We start from the raw sequence: 17882 nt of genomic DNA, 5'->3' as shown, positions 1-17882 counted from the left end.
AAACAATTAATGAGTGAAGTAAAACACAACGTTCCACCAACAGATTTTGATTGGGACAACATTGGCAAAACAGCCGACATTTACAAATCTGATGACCGCCAGCGTATGGAGGCCATGTACGATCAGACCCTGAACACACTTACAGAACATGAAGTGAAAATGGGTTCTATCATCAGCATTTCTGATAAAGAAGTGGTGGTAAACATCGGATTCAAATCAGACGGAATGGTTCCTTTAAACGAGTTCCGCCACATGCCCGACCTCAAAGTTGGCGATGAAATTGAAGTGTATGTAGAAACCCGTGAAGATAAAAACGGGCAATTGATATTATCACACAAAAAAGCACGTGCTCTTAAATCGTGGGAGCGTGTGAATGTAGCCCTCGAAAAAGATGAAATTATTCAGGGTTATGTTAAATGCCGTACTAAAGGCGGACTTATAGTTGACGTTTTTGGTATTGAAGCATTCTTACCAGGTTCACAGATTGATGTGAAACCAATTCGCGACTATGATGTGTTTGTAGGAAAAACTATGGAATTTAAAGTGGTTAAAATCAACCATGAGTTTAAGAACGTAGTTGTTTCTCACAAAGTACTTATTGAAGAGGAACTTGAGAGTCAAAAGTCAGAAATCATGTCCAAACTTGAAAAAGGACAGGTTCTTGAAGGTACAGTTAAAAACATCACCTCTTATGGTGTATTTATGGACCTTGGTGGCGTTGACGGCTTATTGCATATTACTGATATTTCATGGGGACGTATCAACCATCCTGATGAAGTATTGAAGCTGGATGATAAAATTAATGTTGTAATTCTTGACTTTGACGAGGACAAAAAACGTATTGCTCTTGGCTTGAAACAACTTACCCCTCAACCTTGGGAAGCACTTGACCAAAACATTCAGGTTGGCGACAAAATAAAAGGAAAAGTTGTTGTCTTGACAGATTATGGTGCTTTCATTGAAGTAATTCCGGGAGTTGAAGGTTTGATTCACGTATCAGAAATGTCATGGTCACAACATTTACGAAGCCCACAAGACTTCCTTAAAGTTGGTGACGAAATAGAAACTGTTATCCTTACACTTGATCGTGAAGAGCGCAAAATGTCACTTGGCTTAAAGCAATTGATGCCTGACCCATGGGTTAATATTATGGAAAAATATCCCGTTGGCTCAAAGCATACTGCAAAGGTTCGCAGCCTAACAAACTTTGGTGTATTTGTTGAGTTGGAAGAAGGTATTGATGGTTTAATTCATATCTCTGACCTTTCATGGGCTAAGAAAATTAAGCACCCTGCTGAATTTACCAAGGTTGGCGAAAACATTGAAGTTGTAGTTCTTGAAGTTGATTCAGAACACCGCAGATTGAGTCTTGGACATAAACAGTTGGAAGATAATCCATGGGATACTTACGAAACTATTTTCCGTGTTGATACTGTTCATTCAGGTGTTGTAGGAAAAGTAACGGACAAAGGTGCTACCATTATATTTCCATCATTTGGCGTAGAAGGTTTTGCCCCATATCGTCATCTGATGAAAGAAAACGGCTCTCCTGCAAAAGCTGATGAAACACTTGATTTTAAAGTAATCGAATTCAGCAAAGAGAACAAGAAGATTGTTGTATCTCACAGTCGCTTGTTCGAAGAGGCAAAAGCATCTGAAAGGACAGCTCGCGAAAACGAGAAAGCTAAAGATGAAAGTGAGGCATTTAAGTCGGTAAAGAAAATCAAAGAATCACAGGAAAAAACTACCTTGGGTGATTTGAGCGTTCTCTCTGCACTTAAAGATGAAATGAAGAAAAATGAAGCAGAAAATAATTAATCTGCCGATTCATCAATAAAATCAAAAAGCCGCGTTTTAGCGGCTTTTTGATTTTAAGTCCATTCCATTAACATAAATTTATGATGACAGTTTCAGGTAATTTTCTTTTGTTTCGGGCAAAAGTTTAATTTTGGCACAACGACCATTTTTAAAAACAAATTTATGCCATCGGTTTGCTTTTACTTTCAGGTGCATCAGCCTTTCAGAATAAAACATTACAGTGTTTTCGACATTGGTAAAGATCATTTTTATGAAGATGGCGAGAAAAACAAATGGATTATGGACAAGGTATCTGAAAAATGCTACCTGCCCGCCAATAAGAAAATGCTTGAGCTGATTAAACGTCATAAAGGCAAATTCAGAATAAGCTATTCTCTCAGTGGTACTGTAATTGAACAGATGGAACTGTTCAGACCTGATGTGCTTCAGTCGTTTGTTGAACTGGCTAAAACAGGTTGTGTTGAATTCCTCTCTGAAACATATTTTCATTCACTAAGTTTTTTATTTAACAAAGATGAATTTGAGAGACAAATAAAAGAACACGATCAGAAAATTGAGCAGTATTTTAAACAGAAGCCTACCGTTTTCAGAAACACCGAATTAATTTACAACAATGAGCTGGCTGCTTTTATTGAAAAGATGGGCTTTAAAGGTATTTTGTGCGAAGGTGTTGACCGTTTATTGAAAGACAGACATCCCAATCAATTACTGAAACCAACAGGTACAAAATCAATTAAAGCCTTGCTTAAAAATTATCGGTTGAGTGATGACATTGCTTTTAGATTCTCCGACAAAAACTGGAGCGAATGGCCATTGCATGCAGACACATTTGCAAGTTGGGTGCATAAAGTAGCCGGCACAGGCGATGTGATTAATCTGTTTATGGACTACGAAACTTTTGGCGAACATCAATGGGAAAGCACAGGTATTTTTGATTTTATGGATCATCTGCCTCGCGAGATATTAAAACATCCTGACTTTGGATTTATGACACCTTCACAGGTAGTTGATACCTATACAGCACGAGGTGTGTATGATGCTCATGAGTTTATCAGTTGGGCAGATAGCGAACGCGATCTCTCTGCATGGTTAGGAAACAATATGCAAGAGGAAGCACTCACAAAAATTTATTCAATAAGTGACAAGGTGCTTGGGTCGGGCAATAAAGATTTAATTGACGTATGGGGCAAACTGCAAACCAGCGATCATTTTTATTATATGAGTACTAAGTTTTGGAGCGATGGCGATGTACATAAATATTTCAGCCCTTATAACTCACCATACGATGCTTATATTTTTTACATGAATGCATTTTCAGACTTTGAATCAACATTATCAGAAGAAAGTAAACCAAAAAAGAAAACTATTGCAAGAAAGCCTGCCGTGCCACGCAATAAGAAGCCTGCTGCTGAATAAAATTTTTCTTCAGTAATTTAAATGGAACATTTCAGAGAGTCGCTGCTGATTTTGATTTCAACACCTATTTACCTTGTTGTTATTGGTGCTGAGATATTTTTTTCTGCCCTTAATGATTTACGGCTCTATTCAAAAAAAGGAACTCTTGTCAATCTCTATCTCATGCTGTTGAATTTGGGGCTTGATATTTTAATGCGAACTGTAAGTCTGTTAGTTCTAAATTATTTTTTCGATTTCAGGATTATTAACTCCTACCCTACCGTATGGATTTACTGGGTAGCTTTATTTCTTGCAGAAGATTTTATGTATTACTGGCTGCATCGGATAGACCATTTTTGTCGGTTGTTCTGGGCTGTTCATGTCACACACCACAGCAGCGAAGAATTTAATCTAACTGTAGGTTTCCGTTCTTCTGTTTTGCAACCACTGTACAGGTTCATCTATTTTATTCCACTTAGTTTCGTTGGCTTTAAGGCTATTGACATCATGTTTATATACAGCGCAACGCAAATTTTCGGAATATTGGTTCATACACAAACCGTGGGTAAATTAGGATGGCTCGAATATTTTCTGGTAACGCCATCACATCACAGAGTACATCATGCAAGCAATGTTTGTTATCTTGACAGAAACATGGGAATGGTTTTGATTATTTGGGATAAATTGTTTGGTACTTTCCAGAAGGAATTGGAACATGAACCTGTTAAGTATGGTCTGACACAAAACCTTCAATCTAATAACCCTGGCAAAATTGTTTTTCACGAATGGCAGGATATCATCTGCGATTTGAAAAAGAAAACGTCTTTTAAAAATAAAATCATGTACTTGCTTGGCCCTCCGGGATGGAGTCATGATGGCAACAGAAAAACAAGTGCACAGCTGCGCAAAGATCTATTGAAAAAGAAATAGCTTCATTTATTTCTTGATTCTTGAACTGAAAATTTTCCTTATCTTTTCTACCTTAGGCTATATTACAAACTGACAGTATGGTTCATGTCCATTCAGTTTAAAATACTCCTGATGGTAATTTTCTGCAGGGTAAAATTGTTGCGCTCGTGAAATTTCAGTCACAACAGGTTTGCCAAAGGTATTTTCCTCATTCAATTTTCTCTTATAAGTTTCTGCTATTAGCTTTTGTGCCTCACTGTAATAAAAGATTACAGAACGGTATTGAGTACCTACATCAGCACCTTGCCTGTTCAATGTAGTTGGGTCATGGCTTTCCCAAAACACTTCGAGCAATTCAACATAGGATATTTTGCTTGGATCAAATACTATCTGAATACACTCTGCATGTCCGGTGTTTCCCGTACAAACCTGCTGATAAATTGGGTTAGCAACTGTACCACCGGAATAGCCTGATGTTGCTGAGATGACGCCATCAATTGTTTCAAAAACAGCTTCTGTACACCAAAAGCAACCGGTACCGAAAGTTGCTGTGTCTGTTCCTATGTTGGTTTGCATATTTGTAGAATTAATATTTTCTTGAGGTGGCAGTGCTTTATTCTGACAACCTACAAACATAATTAATACGATTAATCCTTTCATGTAATACATTTTTTTATACTATCAGAAATAAACAAACTAAAATTGCTTTGGTTTAAATTCCTCAATGGTTCAATTGCATTCTTCTGTTTGCTTCTATACACCACATCCATTCATCACAAAATACTGTAGCTCTTTTTTCTGTGCCTTCAATATCAATCGCTGTTCCGTCAGCATCAAAGTTTTTATCAATTTGTGGCATTGGAAACATAGCAGGCACTGTCCATGCTCTGATTTTCCATAAAATAAACTGCAATGAAGTAATTGCCTGCATACCGCCAAACATTCCATCAGAAACAGTTGCAATAGCAACAGGCTTTCTTCTCCATTCATCATACATCAGGTCAATTACATTTTTCAATGATGCCGGATAGCCTCCATTATATTCAGGTGTAATTATTAATACGCCTTCAGATTGCTTAATGTTTTCTGCAAAGGCAACAACTTCCGGAGACTTATTCTTCTGAAACCTTAATCGTTCTTTAAATAATGGAAAGTTTAGTTCATCCAAATCTGCAATACTAACATCAGCCTGATATTTCTTGATTAGAAAATTTTTAAAAAAAAGTGCTGCACGATGGCTCTTCCGTCCATCACGCACACTGGCACTGATTATGATAAGTTTCATCCAATAATATTTTACAATACAAATAAAACGAAAAAGTAATTGCTATCTTCACAGTCTTATGTTTTCATCAGACGAAATAAAGCATGTCAGCACTGCTGACTTTTTTGAAATTAAAAGAGCCATCACCGATAAAATTTACACTTGTTATGGTGAAATTGGTACCATAGCTAAAGAAAAACTAGCAAGTGATTTTAAAATCGAACCTTCGATAGTAAATCGCAGTAAAATTTACAGAGGAGAAAATCTGGAAGGCTTACCCTGGATAAATTGCGATGCTCCCGGGTGGTTTAATAAGGATGAAACTTTAGCAATTCGCTTTTTGTTCTGGTGGGCCAGGCATTATAGTGTTACGCTTCATTTAAGTGGCAAATTTTTGAATATGTTTGATTATGATAAAATGCAATCACCTCAATCAGAAAAAATATTGCTGTGTATTAACGAAAAACCCTGGCGATATGATTTGCATGAAGACAACTACATGCCGTTAAATCAAATTCAGGATTTAAAATCAACCTGTCTGAAAATGGATTTTATCAAACTCTCTATTGCATATCCAATGGAAACTTTGCATAATTTTAAGTCTCACAATCAAAAAGCACTTATGTGTTTATTGGGAATGCTCAGAAATGATTAAACAGCAACTTCCATTTTAAACTCACTGGTAAAATGAAATTGAACTTCAGGATAATTCTTGATCATTTGGTCTAGCATCCATTGTGAGTCGGCAAGATAAACAGGGTTTTGGTCTTTATCGAATGCAATATTATTCATTTTAAAACGCATAAATTCATCTAACTTATTCTTGTCTTTGGAGGTTAGCCAGCAGGCTTTTGAAATATTCTGTGTAATAAATTTACAGGAAGCTCCATACTCATTCTGCAATCTGTATTGAATTACTTCAAATTGTAGTTCACCAACAGTGCCAATGATTTTTCTGTTGCCTCCATTCTGAATAAACAACTGCGCCACTCCCTCATCCGTTAGCTGCTCAATACCTTTTTCAAGTTGCTTTGTCTTCATGGGGTCGGTATTGATAAGTTCTTTGAAAATTTCTGGTGAAAAACTTGGAATACCTTTAAACATTAAATCCTCCCCTTCTGTTAAAGTATCGCCAATTTTAAAGTTGCCTGTATCATACAAGCCAATAACATCACCCGGAAAAGCTTGTTCTACTATACTTTTTTCCTGTGCCATAAAGGTTGCAGGATTGTTAAAGCGCAAGTCCTTATTCAACCTTACATGATGATAAAACTTGCCTCGTTCAAACATACCGGAACAAACTCTTAAAAAAGCAATCCTGTCGCGATGACGTGGGTCAATATTGGCATGAATTTTAAAAACAAATCCAGAAAATTTAGGTTCGTCTGGTTTTACTGAACGAACATCCGTCTGCCTTGATTTTGGTTCCGGAGCTATTTCAATAAAAGTATCTAACAGTTCTTTAACACCAAAATTATTAACTCCACTACCAAAAAATACAGGAGCCAACAAACCTTCTCTATAAAGCTGCTTGTTAAATGGTTCATAAACTCCTTCAATCAATTCAACATCCTCACGCAACTGTTCAGCATAACGTCCAAGATGTTTCTCCAGAAGTGGATCCTGCATATCTTTTACCGGAAGTATATCATCTTCTGTTGCTTTTTGATTGGCTCTGAACAACATCAGACTTTTATGGTGAAGATTGTAAACCCCCTGAAAAGTTGAACCACTGCTGATTGGCCAGCTCAGTGGACGGGTGTGTATAAAAAGTTTTTCTTCCAGTTCGTCCAACAAGTCGAATGGATTTTGCCCTTCTCTGTCCATTTTATTGATGAAAATAATTACCGGAGTGTTACGCATACGGCAAACTTCCATCAGCTTTTCTGTTTGAGGCTCTACTCCTTTAACAGAATCTATAACCAGTATTACGCTGTCAACAGCTGTAAGTGTACGGTAGGTATCTTCAGCAAAATCTTTGTGTCCGGGTGTATCAAGCAAATTTATCTGGCAGTTTTTATAGAAAAATGTCATCACAGATGTTGCAACAGAAATACCTCTTTGCTTTTCAATCTCCATAAAATCACTGGCTGCAGTTTTCTTAATCTTATTGGATTTAACGGCACCTGCAACCTGAATGGCACCACCAAAAAGCAGCAGCTTTTCTGTTAAGGTTGTCTTACCGGCATCAGGGTGTGATATAATGGCAAAAGTTCTTCGTTTCTCTATTTCCTGATTAATTGACATGCTTTTGATTTTCAGACGGCAAAAGTAATCATTCATCAGCCATGTTTTGATGTTCGTGTCGTCTTAAATTCCTTTAAATCAAATAATGTATATTTGCCACTTAAAGGCAATGGAACTACTCACTGATCTTTTCAGGTTTATCATCCAACGAAAAAAATACTGGTTGGCTCCACTCATTCTGGTTATTCTGCTGATGAGTGTCTTAATAATCATAGGCGGCAATCCGGCACTGGCACCTTTTATCTATACCTTGTTTTGATGGAGCAAAAGATTTGGAAGACTTTGTTAGCGTTAATTTTTATCCTTCAGATAATATTTATTTCCTTGAACATAAGTTTAGCATGGTTTTATACTAAAGGCTGGATGCTTGTTCTGGCTGCTTGTTTATCAGCACTACTCCTATTTGCATTCCCCATTGCAACAATAATATACAAAACATGGTCTGCCATTACCAATTTTATTGGTGCTATCATTTCACGTTTAATATTAACAGTCATTTACTTTTTAGTTTTATGGCCTATATCAATTCTTCGCAAGTTGACCGGAAAAGAAAAAGGCTTATTTCGGCAAAAGTCTTCTGCAGCAGAAAGTTATTTTACTGACAGTTTAAAAACATTTAAGTCTCATGATTTCAAAAACCCCTGGTAAAATTTGATATGAACATAGTACAAAAACTTTCCATTATCATTCCAGCCTACAATGAGGCAGCCACCATCCACCTTATTCTTGACAAGGTTTTAAGTGTTGAACTTCTTAACAACATTAAAAAAGAAATTATCATTGTTAACGATTGTTCTAAAGATGCCACCAAAGAGGTGATTGAAGCATATATTGCTGAACATCCTCAAGCTGACATGCGCTTATTTAACCAACCGGTAAACATGGGCAAGGGTGCTGCACTACACAAAGGCATTGAATTGGCTACCGGAGAATATTTAATCATTCAGGATGCCGATTTGGAATACGATCCAGAAGAGTACAATTTATTGCTCAAGCCTGTATTGACAGGTTTTGCTGATGTGGTTTACGGCTCGCGTTTTTTAGGAGGTAATCCACATCGTATTCTTTTCTTTTGGCATTCCATCGGAAACAAGTTTCTCACCTTTGTCAGCAATATGTTTACCAACCTCAACCTTACCGATATGGAAACATGCTACAAGTTGTTTAACACAAAAATGGTTCAATCGCTTCGGTTGAAAGAAAGGCGTTTTGGATTTGAACCTGAGGTAACTGCAAAAATATCACGCATTCCAAATGTTAGAATCTATGAAGTAGGTATTTCTTATTATGGCAGAACCTATGCCGAAGGAAAAAAAATCGGATGGAAAGATGGCTTTCGGGCACTGTGGTGTATTGCACGTTTTGGGATTTTAAAGTAATCAGGTATATTTAATTCTTAGATAAGCAATGAAACAAACAAAAACTGCTTTATATTTTTCTGATTTCAGTGTCCCATTTCTATTTATGTTCTTGGGACTATATTTTGGTGTAATGCCCTACTTCCATTGGGACTTAAGCCACATACCGGGTGATTATGGCGATGCTCGTTTTAATAATTATGTTCTAGAGCATGGTTATAGTTATTTATCAGGAAAAATTTCTGAATATTGGAATGCACCCTTTATGTATCCCTATAAGAATGTCATGGCACTTTCTGATAATCTTTTAGGCACATTGCCAATATATGCTCTATTTAGATTTTTTAATGCTGATGTGGAATCCTCATACCAGTATTGGATTATCACTCTCTTTGTTTTAAATTATTGGTCATGTTATTACGTTCTTAAAAAATTAGGCTGCCATACTGTGGTTGCTGCAGGATGTTCTTTTATTTATGGCTTCGGGCTTTATAATCACGGTCAGATTTTTCATATTCAGGTATTTCCACGTTTTATTGCTCCATTAACGATTTATTGGGCTATCCGCTTTATTCAAACTTCTGAATTAAAATATTTCTCATTTCTTTTGTTAGGATTAACCTATCAATTTTACTGTGGTATTTATTTAGGGTTCTTTTTATGCTATTTCCTGCTATTTCTTTTTATTGCTGCTTTAATTGTAAATCGTAGACTGCCATTTCAGTTTAATAAAAAACAATTGATGTATTACCTTGCTTCCATGGCCGTGATTGCAATTTTAATGTTACCACTATTTTTACCCTATATACAAACTACTCATCAAGTAGGAACCCGTCCCTACATTGACTCTTTAAACTCGCTGCCAAGATTGAGGTCATATTTTTTTACTTCACCAGCTTCAGTAACTTGGAGTTTTTTGTATCCCTATACAGCGTTTAAGTTTTTTAACTGGTGGAATCATTTATTGTTTCCAGGTATAATTCCCTGGATAGGTGTTTTGTTAAGTCCTTTGATTTATTTTAAATTGAAAAATCAAACTGATAAAGCCAAATTAATATTACTGTTAATAGTTGCCTTTTGGCTTTCTTTTATTTTTTGTATTAACTATAAAGGATATAGTTTATATAAAGTGATTTATTTGCTCCCAGGGTTCTCCTCTATGCGCTCTGTAGATCGAATAATGAATGTTCAGATATTGTTTTTTATTTTTCTCACCGCATTGACCCTGAATTATTTTTTTAATAAACTACGGCATAAAGTGATTTTAGCAGTAGCTCTTGCAGCAGTAATTGTAATTGACAACTATTTCATTCCAGAGCCTCACCGCAGTATTTCAAAACATGAAATCCAGGAGATGGCTTCTTACTATCGTAAAATAATTTCCGAACAGCATAACTCTCAATATAAAGCCGTAGCAGTTTTTCCGGTAGAAATGGATTTAACTAAAAATGAGTACAGAAACTTTACAGCAGTAACACAAACAATAAGCATTATGTTGGCCTGTCAGGAACTTAATCTTAAATGTGTAAATGGTTATTCCGGGTTTAACCCTGGATCGTTTCTCAATCTTTTTGAATATCCAGATAGCAGTAATTTGCAAAAATGGTGCAATGAAAATAATATATCTATAACAGACATTCAGGTGATGAATGATTTTGAAATTGGTGGTTATACATGTGATACTATTCAGATTATGACATACGATTCTATGTACTGGTGTTGGGATAAAAATTACAATAATTTTATTATGGCAAACCGAAAAGATGCACAATCATGGGAAACATTCAGTGCCATAAAATTTCAATCTGGTAAATCACTTTTATCATCCATGGAATTGGAGTATTTAAAAGTTGACCCCTACAATAAGAGGTTAATTGGTTTTAAAAACACATTCAAAAACTCTGACTTAGTATCTTTTCAGCCATGCAATGATAGTAATAGGTTTTATATTAAGTTGTATGGAAAGTATGCTACTGTTAACAGTAGCACACGTGAAGTATTTCTGACGGATGCACCAGATGGGTTGTTATCTGAATTCTATGTAAAATCAATGTAATGAAACAGCTTCTTCAAAACAGAAATGTAGTTATCTGCTTTGTGCTAATGCTATTTTTATACTTTCCTTTATTCCTTCACTTGCAAAAGGAATCTGTTTTTCTATGGGATGAATCCCGACTTGCATGGAATGCTATTGAAATGAGTAAGAACAATAATTTTATTGTTACATACTTTGAAGGCAAACCTGATTTATGGAATACCAAACCACCCTTGTTAGTTGTTTTGCAAGCATTAAACATAAAAGTTCTTGGTGTTAATGAACTTGCATTGAGGTTGCCTTCAGCCATAGCGGCATTTATTACATGCATTGTTTTGTTTTACTTTTTAAAAAAACAGACAAATCAAATGTGGCTTGGTTTTTTTGCGGCCATGATACTTGTTACTTCTCAAGGTTATGTTAATTATCATTGCTCAAGAACAGGCGACTATGATGCATTATTAATTTTGTTCACAACACTTTTTTGCCTTAGTTTTTTTAATTACCTGCACACTAAGCAAGGGAAGTATTTGAAACTATTTTTTGGGTTTCTGACGTTAGCAATCCTGACCAAAGGAATTCAACCGCTTATTTTTATTCCTGGATTACTGATATATTTTTTATCTGACTATAAGGAGTTTCGTTCTTACATTCGAATAAAACCATTAATGTTTTATGGATTTTTATGTGTTGGTTTGACTCTTGGATATTATTTGTTGCGAGAATCACTTAACCCCGGTTTTTTAAAGGCTGTTTTTAATAATGAAGTTGGCGGACGCTATTTGTCCACAATAGAAGGTCATCTTCATCCTTTCAGCTACTATTTTGATTTAATAAGAGAAGTACAGTTTCAATTTTGGTTTATTCCCATGATTTTTGGAATCATCATAGGGTGGTTAAATAAGAATAAAAAAATAAAAATGCTAACTGTGTTTAGTCTAACTATGATTTTACCTTATTTATTGATTATTTCTAATGCGCAAACCAAACTTGAATGGTATGACTTACCGGTATTTCCATTTTTAGCTTTACTTGCTGCTATTGCGATTAATGAATTGTTTTTACAATTGAAAAATATTCCAAATTTTAGTGAAAGATTAACCATCAATGTTATCCCTTATCTGCTAATGTTTATGTTGTTTCTTATACCTTATCAATCTATAATTAATAAAGTATATTCTCCGAAGAGTTTGGACATTCAAAATGAAAGCATACCATTAATGCTTAAAAGATTACCACCAGAAAAGAAGAGCTATGCGATTTGCTGGGACAATGGCTATGGTCCACATATAAATTTTTACATTGAAGTCTTAGCTAATAAAGGTATTACTTGCTATTACAAGTATTATAAAGATTTAGAGCCTGGAGATATTGCTATTGCTAGTCAGGACCACGAAAAAAATTATATAGAAAAGGAATATAAGAATACAATTTTGTTAGAAAAAAATGCAGCCAAAATGTATAAGATAGAGAGGCGTAATTAATCTAAATCCAGTTTCTCAAGCTTTATTGCGCCTAAATCTAATGTAGGAATCTTATTATCTTTAAAGTTAGCCGTATCGGGTAAAACATCACCCCTAACCATAGTTTGCATTGTTGCAGAGGCCATCCAATGGTAAAATGGAAAACTGCCTAAAAGCTCGAATGTTCCATCTTGTTTAGTTACCGTATGAAACGAACTTGACCAGTATTGATTCCATGCCATTACAACACCACCTTCAATAGGTTCACCGGAGGAGTCAACTAATTTACCCTTTAGACAGCATACATTTGCATTGGAATAGTTGTAGTAGTTTGCAAGTTTTTCACATGCAGCAGCATCCTTATTGGGCTTGGCATTTTTGAAAAATTCAATGGTTTCTTTTGGTGTTCCCAGAACTTCTTTTCCTTTTGACGTTTTTGATATTCCCTTTCTGTTAACTACACCCATAAAATTTGAATGGAATTCGAACCAATCCACATCTTTATATTGCCACCACGTATAACCAATACCACCACAATTGCAGGTTTGTTTAAAGGTAGCCTCTGCAAATGCTTTCTGCACACTATAAGGCACGGAATCATTATCAGCCGGCACAGATGTTTCACCGATAATCCATGGCTTTCTTACATATTTACCATACCAGTAAATTTCATTACGTACTTGTTCTGGTTCGTATTCATACGGATGATAAGAAATAAAATCAACATTCAGCGTATTGGGATCCCACTCAAAGACTTCTCTGATACCCGTTAAACCAATAGTAATAAGTTGATGCGGTGCATTTTCTTTTGCTAACTTATTCCAGGCTTTGGTGATGTGATAAGGTTCGGTTTTGTTTCTCTCCAATGAATCGAAATACAATGGCTCATTAAATAGGTCATAGGCCATCAATGTTGTGTCTTGACTAAAATGTTTCATGATTCTTCCCCAATGTTTTTCTGTTGCAGGCACTTCATGAAATAACCTTGCTAACAGAACCACTCGCAGACCTGCTTGATTGGCTGCAAGGAGCATATCATTTAACGCATTATAATACAAACTGTATATTTCTTGAGAATTAAAAAGAAACATGGTGTCTTTATCGTTTCCTTTATCAGCCTTAATATACAACTCATCAGAATTTTTTGTAACAGAATATTGTTCGCCAACGCCAACAATCCTTATCGAGTTGAACCCCATGTCAGCAATGAGCTGAAAATCATTTTTTAATTCTTCCAGACTGGAATCTTTGTTTGTGAAACGGTAGCGATTACCTTCATCATACCCTTTATAAGCTGATGGCCAAAGTTGTTTGCCATCTGTTTGCAATGCCACTCGATAATTCACCGCCAATGGAAAAAATGGCTTTCCGTTTAAATAAAATTTCTGGTCTTTAATGCTTACAAAGCCGGGCTTATTGACTTCAGCAACTTTTTGTTTACAACCTTGCGGCACTATTGCTGTGGTAATAATGGATAAAGTTATGAATAGGAGTTTTATTTTTTTCATTGATCTTATGTTAAGTAAATACTACCACATTGCAATATCATTATATCTTTCAACAAAACGATACATTTTTTTTCTTTTTTGCTTCAACGATTTTAATGCCATGAATTCATCGTAAAGAGCTTTGTTGTCTTCAATGGCAAGGGCTACATTCTCAGGAGTAAACTCATCTATTCTGCCGTTAGCTAGAATAAATAAATTGATTTGTGAAGTATATTTAGCTTCTGTTACCACAGGTGCTAATCCTGCTTTTAAATTAGGATAGCTCTCTCTGAAAACAGAAACCGCGCCTGAGGTAGAAAATTTATGAAAGCGATCGTTTAAATAAATGTAAGGTATCCCGTTTTCGACATAGCCCCAAAGGCTGTCGCGATTAACTTTCTGCTTGTCGCCTGCTGATGTGGCATAATATAAGTTTTGTGTATTGGCCCACTTACTTATGCTGAAAGCAGAAGAGTCATAATAAGATTTGATGAGTTGTTCTTTTTTAACAGTGGGTCTGTTACTCTTTAAATCTTCAGAACTAAAATAAACACCATCGTTGAAGTGATGGTGATGTATGGTGTCAGTACTTGCCGCATCTTGACCAAAGGTTGTGCCGGTAGAAAAGTATAGTGTTAAAAATAAACTAAAAAATATCTTCATACTTTATTGGTGATGTGCAAAGAAACAAAAATCAGTTCTTATAAATAGCATTTATTGTTGCATAAATTGAACCTCATGAAGGTGAGCGTAAACTCCTTTCTTTTCCAATAGAATATGATGGTTTCCATCTTCGACAATGCTACCTTTTTGTAAAACAATGATACGGTCGGCCTTTTCTATTGTTGATAAACGATGGGCAATAATAATTGAGGTACGGTTTTTAGTCAACACCTCTGTTGCATTAACCAAAAGCTGCTCCAGCTTATTGTCAACGCTGCTTGTTGCTTCATCGAGAATAATAAGTTTGGGTTGATGTGCAAGGACTCTGGCAAATGATAAAAGCTGCCTTTGCCCTGTGCTGATTAGCCCTCCCCTTTCTCCGGGATTGTAATGAAGCTGACCGGGTAATTTTTCAATAAAATTCCAGGCTCCTGTCTGTTTCAATAAGGCTTCTATTTCTATATCATCTTGATTTTTATAAAGTGTTATATTGTTTTTTATGCTGTCAGAAAACAAAAAAACATCCTGAAGAACCACGCCAATAGCATTTCTCAGACTGTACAAATCATATTCTCTGATATCAACATCATCAATTAATATCTGGCCTTTTTGAATTTCGTACAATCGGTTAATCAAACTTACAATCGTAGTTTTACCTGCACCTGTGGAGCCAACAATAGCCACAGATTGTCCTGCAGGAAGTGTAAAGGATAGCCCACGCAATATCCATTCCTCATTTTTATAGGCAAACCACACGTTTCTGAATTCAATTTTGCCTGTTATTTTATCAGCTTTTTTCACTCCATTATTTATCTCTGTAAATGGCTCATCTAATAGTTTGAAAACACGTTCGGAACTCACCATACCCATTTGTAAGGTATTAAACTTATCAGCCAGTTCGCGAATTGGCCGGAAAAGTTGGTTGATGTATTGAATAAATGCTACCAACAAACCCAGGCTGATAGTACTTTGAAGCACATTTAATCCACCATACCATACAATGAGTCCGATAGATATTGCTGAAAGGATTTCGACAACGGGAAAAAACAAACTGTAATACCAAATTGAGCGTATGTTGGCATCACGGTGATTGGAATTGATGTCGGTAAACTTTTTCATTTCTTCTTCTTCACGGTTAAAGAGTTGCACAATACGCATTGCAACTAAATGTTCCTGAACAAACTCATTTAACTTAGCTACCTGTATGCGTACATCATTAAAAGTTTTTCTGATGTTTTTCTGAAATACTCTGGTGGCAACAAAAAGAACAGGAATAGTTGATAAAGAAATTGCAGCAAGTTGTGGATGGATGTAAAACATTACAGTAATTATTACAACAACCTGAAGCATATCACTGATAATAAGAATCAACCCATCAGAAAAAATGTCTGCAATGGTTTCCATATCGCTTACCAAACGGGTAATTGTTATTCCAAGTGGAGTTTTATCAAAATAGGCAAGCCCAAAAGCGCTGACTTTCTTAAACAAATTATTACGCAATGAAAGAATTACTTCCTGCCCAAGTCGGTTTGTTAAGGTTGTATAAACAAGCTGAAGCAATGATTGTAGCAGAAGAACACCAAACATAAAAGCAACAGTGCGTGTAAGACCATTGATGTCATGTTTTGCAATGTCAACATCAAGTGCCTGCTGTGTAAGCCAGGGCCGTAATGGTGCCAATGCGGCAAGCATCACTGTAATAACTACTGTAGCTGCAAAAAGAAACCTGAAAGGCTTAACATAGAACATAATCCTGTTTAGTACCTTCCTGTTAAATGCAGTCCCGCTTGTTGACATAATTCTTAAATTGGTTACAAAATTCACACTCTTATTGATTAGTTCAAAATGAAAGCACTCTTCAGCAAACAAAATTCAGCTGTAATTGCTATTTTTGCACGATAATGACAAGGGAATCTACTGTAGCTTTTCACACCTTAGGTTGTAAATTAAATTTTGCTGAGACTTCGACAATTGGCCGCCAGTTGCATGATGCAGGCTATAAAAAAGTTTCGTTTTCTGATGCTGCTGATGTTTATGTAATTAATACCTGCTCTGTTACTGAAAATGCTGACAGAGAGTGTCGCCAACACGTCAATAGAGCTCTAGCTTCAAACCCTGAAGGATGTATTATTATAATTGGCTGTTATGCACAATTAAAACCAGATGCAATTGCCACCATACCGGGTGTTAGCCTTGTTTTAGGAGCAAGTGAAAAATTTAACATTCCGCATTATTTGCAAAAGCTTAAAAAGCAAACAGAGGCGCAGGTTTTTTCTTGTGATATTGCCGGGCATCATCAATTTACTAGCAGCTATTCCGAAGGCGACAGAACACGTGTATTTTTGAAAGTACAGGATGGCTGTGATTATAGTTGCACTTTTTGCACCATTCCTCTAGCACGTGGAGCAAGCAGAAGCAACACAGTTGAGAATGTTGTTGATAATGTAAAACAAATTGTTGATAGAGGTGCAAAAGAAATTGTTCTTACAGGTGTTAATTTAGGTGACTTTGGAAAACTTCCGGGTGAGAAAAAACACACAACAGAATTTTATCAGTTGGTTTATGAACTTGATGCTTTGGATGCTGATATCCGTTTCAGGATTTCATCCATAGAACCTAACCTGCTGACAGAAGAAATCATTGAATTGGTTAGCCGTTCTAAAAAATTTATGCCTCATTTTCACATTCCACTCCAAAGCGGTTCCGATAAAATTCTAAAACTGATGCGCAGACGATATCTGACATCACATTACACATCACGGATAAATAAAATTAAAGAGTTGATGCCTGATGCTTGCATTGGTGTAGATGTGATTACAGGATTTCCCGGTGAGTCGGATGAGGATTTTCTTCAGACTTATAAATATTTGAATGAAGCCGACATTTCATACCTGCATGTATTTACTTATTCCGAAAGATCAAACACACCTGCTATTGAAATGAAACCTGTAGTCCCCATTGCGGAAAGGAAAAAAAGAACCCAAATGTTACGCATACTTTCGGAAAAAAAACTCGGAATATTTTATCGCTCACAAGCAGGTAAAACAGCTAAAGTGCTTTTTGAACATGAAGACAAAAATGGAATAATGTCAGGCTATTCCGAAAATTATGTTAGAGTTTCAACACCTTTCAACAGCGAATTAGTAAACAAATTGATTGAATGTAAAATCGGAATAACCGATAATGACAGTCATGAAATTAACTGTACAATTTTAGAATCTATCCCGGTTTAATATTTAACAT

The 17882-nt window shown here is 35.9% G+C and carries 16 protein-coding genes; 9 read left to right on the top strand and 7 right to left on the bottom strand.

Going from position 1 to position 17882, the window contains the following annotated elements; translation table 11 throughout:
• Positions 1–9: 9 nt before the first annotated feature.
• The 3 genes from rpsA (at position 10) to V9G42_09680 (ending at position 4143) form a co-directional block, all read left to right on the top strand.
• Positions 10–1818, top strand: a complete 1809-nt coding sequence (gene rpsA, locus V9G42_09690) for a 30S ribosomal protein S1 (protein MEI2759684.1) — start codon at positions 10–12, stop codon at positions 1816–1818.
• A gap of 162 nt (positions 1819–1980) precedes the next feature.
• Positions 1981–3234, top strand: coding sequence for a glycoside hydrolase family 57 protein (locus V9G42_09685; protein ID MEI2759683.1), 1254 nt, complete (start codon positions 1981–1983; stop codon positions 3232–3234).
• A 21-nt stretch (positions 3235–3255) separates the two neighbouring features.
• The gene (locus tag V9G42_09680; protein MEI2759682.1) at positions 3256–4143 is read left to right on the top strand and encodes a sterol desaturase family protein; all 888 of its coding nucleotides are present in this window, start codon (positions 3256–3258) and stop codon (positions 4141–4143) included.
• A 57-nt stretch (positions 4144–4200) separates the two neighbouring features.
• Here the strand turns inward: V9G42_09680 and msrA are convergent, their stop codons facing one another.
• Positions 4201–4782, bottom strand: a complete 582-nt coding sequence (gene msrA / locus V9G42_09675) for a peptide-methionine (S)-S-oxide reductase MsrA (GenBank protein ID MEI2759681.1) — start codon at positions 4780–4782, stop codon at positions 4201–4203.
• A 61-nt stretch (positions 4783–4843) separates the two neighbouring features.
• Positions 4844–5407, bottom strand: coding sequence for an NAD(P)H-dependent oxidoreductase (locus V9G42_09670; GenBank protein MEI2759680.1), 564 nt, complete (start codon positions 5405–5407; stop codon positions 4844–4846).
• A gap of 58 nt (positions 5408–5465) precedes the next feature.
• On the opposite strand from V9G42_09670, the gene V9G42_09665 reads away from it, so the two are divergent.
• Complete coding sequence (locus V9G42_09665; GenBank protein MEI2759679.1) at positions 5466–6041, top strand: hypothetical protein; 576 nt, start codon at positions 5466–5468, stop codon at positions 6039–6041.
• Here the strand turns inward: V9G42_09665 and V9G42_09660 are convergent.
• Positions 6038–7633 (bottom strand): peptide chain release factor 3, encoded by a 1596-nt coding sequence (locus V9G42_09660; GenBank protein MEI2759678.1) that lies wholly within the window; start codon positions 7631–7633, stop codon positions 6038–6040. The genes V9G42_09665 and V9G42_09660 overlap by 4 nt on opposite strands.
• A gap of 109 nt (positions 7634–7742) precedes the next feature.
• On the opposite strand from V9G42_09660, the gene V9G42_09655 reads away from it, so the two are divergent.
• Positions 7743–7892: a DUF5989 family protein gene (locus V9G42_09655; protein ID MEI2759677.1), complete on the top strand. Its 150-nt coding sequence runs from the start codon at positions 7743–7745 to the stop codon at positions 7890–7892.
• An 88-nt stretch (positions 7893–7980) separates the two neighbouring features.
• Here the strand turns inward: V9G42_09655 and V9G42_09650 are convergent, their stop codons facing one another.
• Entirely contained in the window at positions 7981–8130 is a 150-nt protein-coding gene (locus tag V9G42_09650) for a hypothetical protein (GenBank protein MEI2759676.1), read from the bottom strand.
• Between the two features lie 159 nt (positions 8131–8289).
• Between V9G42_09650 and V9G42_09645 the strand changes: the two genes are divergently transcribed.
• Genes V9G42_09645 through V9G42_09635 form a run of 3 tightly spaced genes read left to right on the top strand, consistent with a single transcriptional unit; the run spans position 8290 to position 12510 of the window.
• Entirely contained in the window at positions 8290–9012 is a 723-nt protein-coding gene (locus tag V9G42_09645; GenBank protein MEI2759675.1) for a glycosyltransferase family 2 protein, read from the top strand.
• Between the two features lie 28 nt (positions 9013–9040).
• The gene (locus tag V9G42_09640; GenBank protein ID MEI2759674.1) at positions 9041–11047 is read left to right on the top strand and encodes a hypothetical protein; all 2007 of its coding nucleotides are present in this window, start codon (positions 9041–9043) and stop codon (positions 11045–11047) included.
• A complete protein-coding gene (locus V9G42_09635) occupies positions 11047–12510 on the top strand; it encodes a glycosyltransferase family 39 protein (protein MEI2759673.1) in 1464 nt (487 codons plus the stop codon). The genes V9G42_09640 and V9G42_09635 overlap by 1 nt, the downstream gene beginning before the upstream one ends.
• Here V9G42_09635 and V9G42_09630 read toward each other — a convergent pair.
• Genes V9G42_09630 through V9G42_09620 form a run of 3 tightly spaced genes read right to left on the bottom strand, consistent with a single transcriptional unit; the run spans position 12507 to position 16436 of the window.
• Complete coding sequence (locus V9G42_09630) at positions 12507–13997, bottom strand: hypothetical protein (protein MEI2759672.1); 1491 nt, start codon at positions 13995–13997, stop codon at positions 12507–12509. The genes V9G42_09635 and V9G42_09630 overlap by 4 nt on opposite strands.
• Before the next feature lie 21 nt (positions 13998–14018).
• Positions 14019–14639 carry a hypothetical protein gene (locus V9G42_09625; protein MEI2759671.1) on the bottom strand — a complete coding sequence of 207 codons (621 nt, stop codon included), beginning with the start codon at positions 14637–14639 and terminating at the stop codon, positions 14019–14021.
• A gap of 51 nt (positions 14640–14690) precedes the next feature.
• The gene (locus tag V9G42_09620) at positions 14691–16436 is read right to left on the bottom strand and encodes an ABC transporter ATP-binding protein (protein MEI2759670.1); all 1746 of its coding nucleotides are present in this window, start codon (positions 16434–16436) and stop codon (positions 14691–14693) included.
• A 104-nt stretch (positions 16437–16540) separates the two neighbouring features.
• On the opposite strand from V9G42_09620, the gene mtaB reads away from it, so the two are divergent.
• On the top strand, positions 16541–17872 hold the full coding sequence (gene mtaB / locus V9G42_09615; GenBank protein ID MEI2759669.1) for a tRNA (N(6)-L-threonylcarbamoyladenosine(37)-C(2))-methylthiotransferase MtaB: 1332 nt from the start codon (positions 16541–16543) through the stop codon (positions 17870–17872).
• Positions 17873–17882 lie beyond the last annotated feature (10 nt).

This window comes from Bacteroidia bacterium (genome assembly GCA_037045145.1).
Classification (GTDB): Bacteria; Bacteroidota; Bacteroidia; order AKYH767-A; family OLB10; genus OLB10.
Note: the sequence above shows the minus strand (reverse complement) of the source record. Positions and strands in the feature narration are given on the sequence as shown.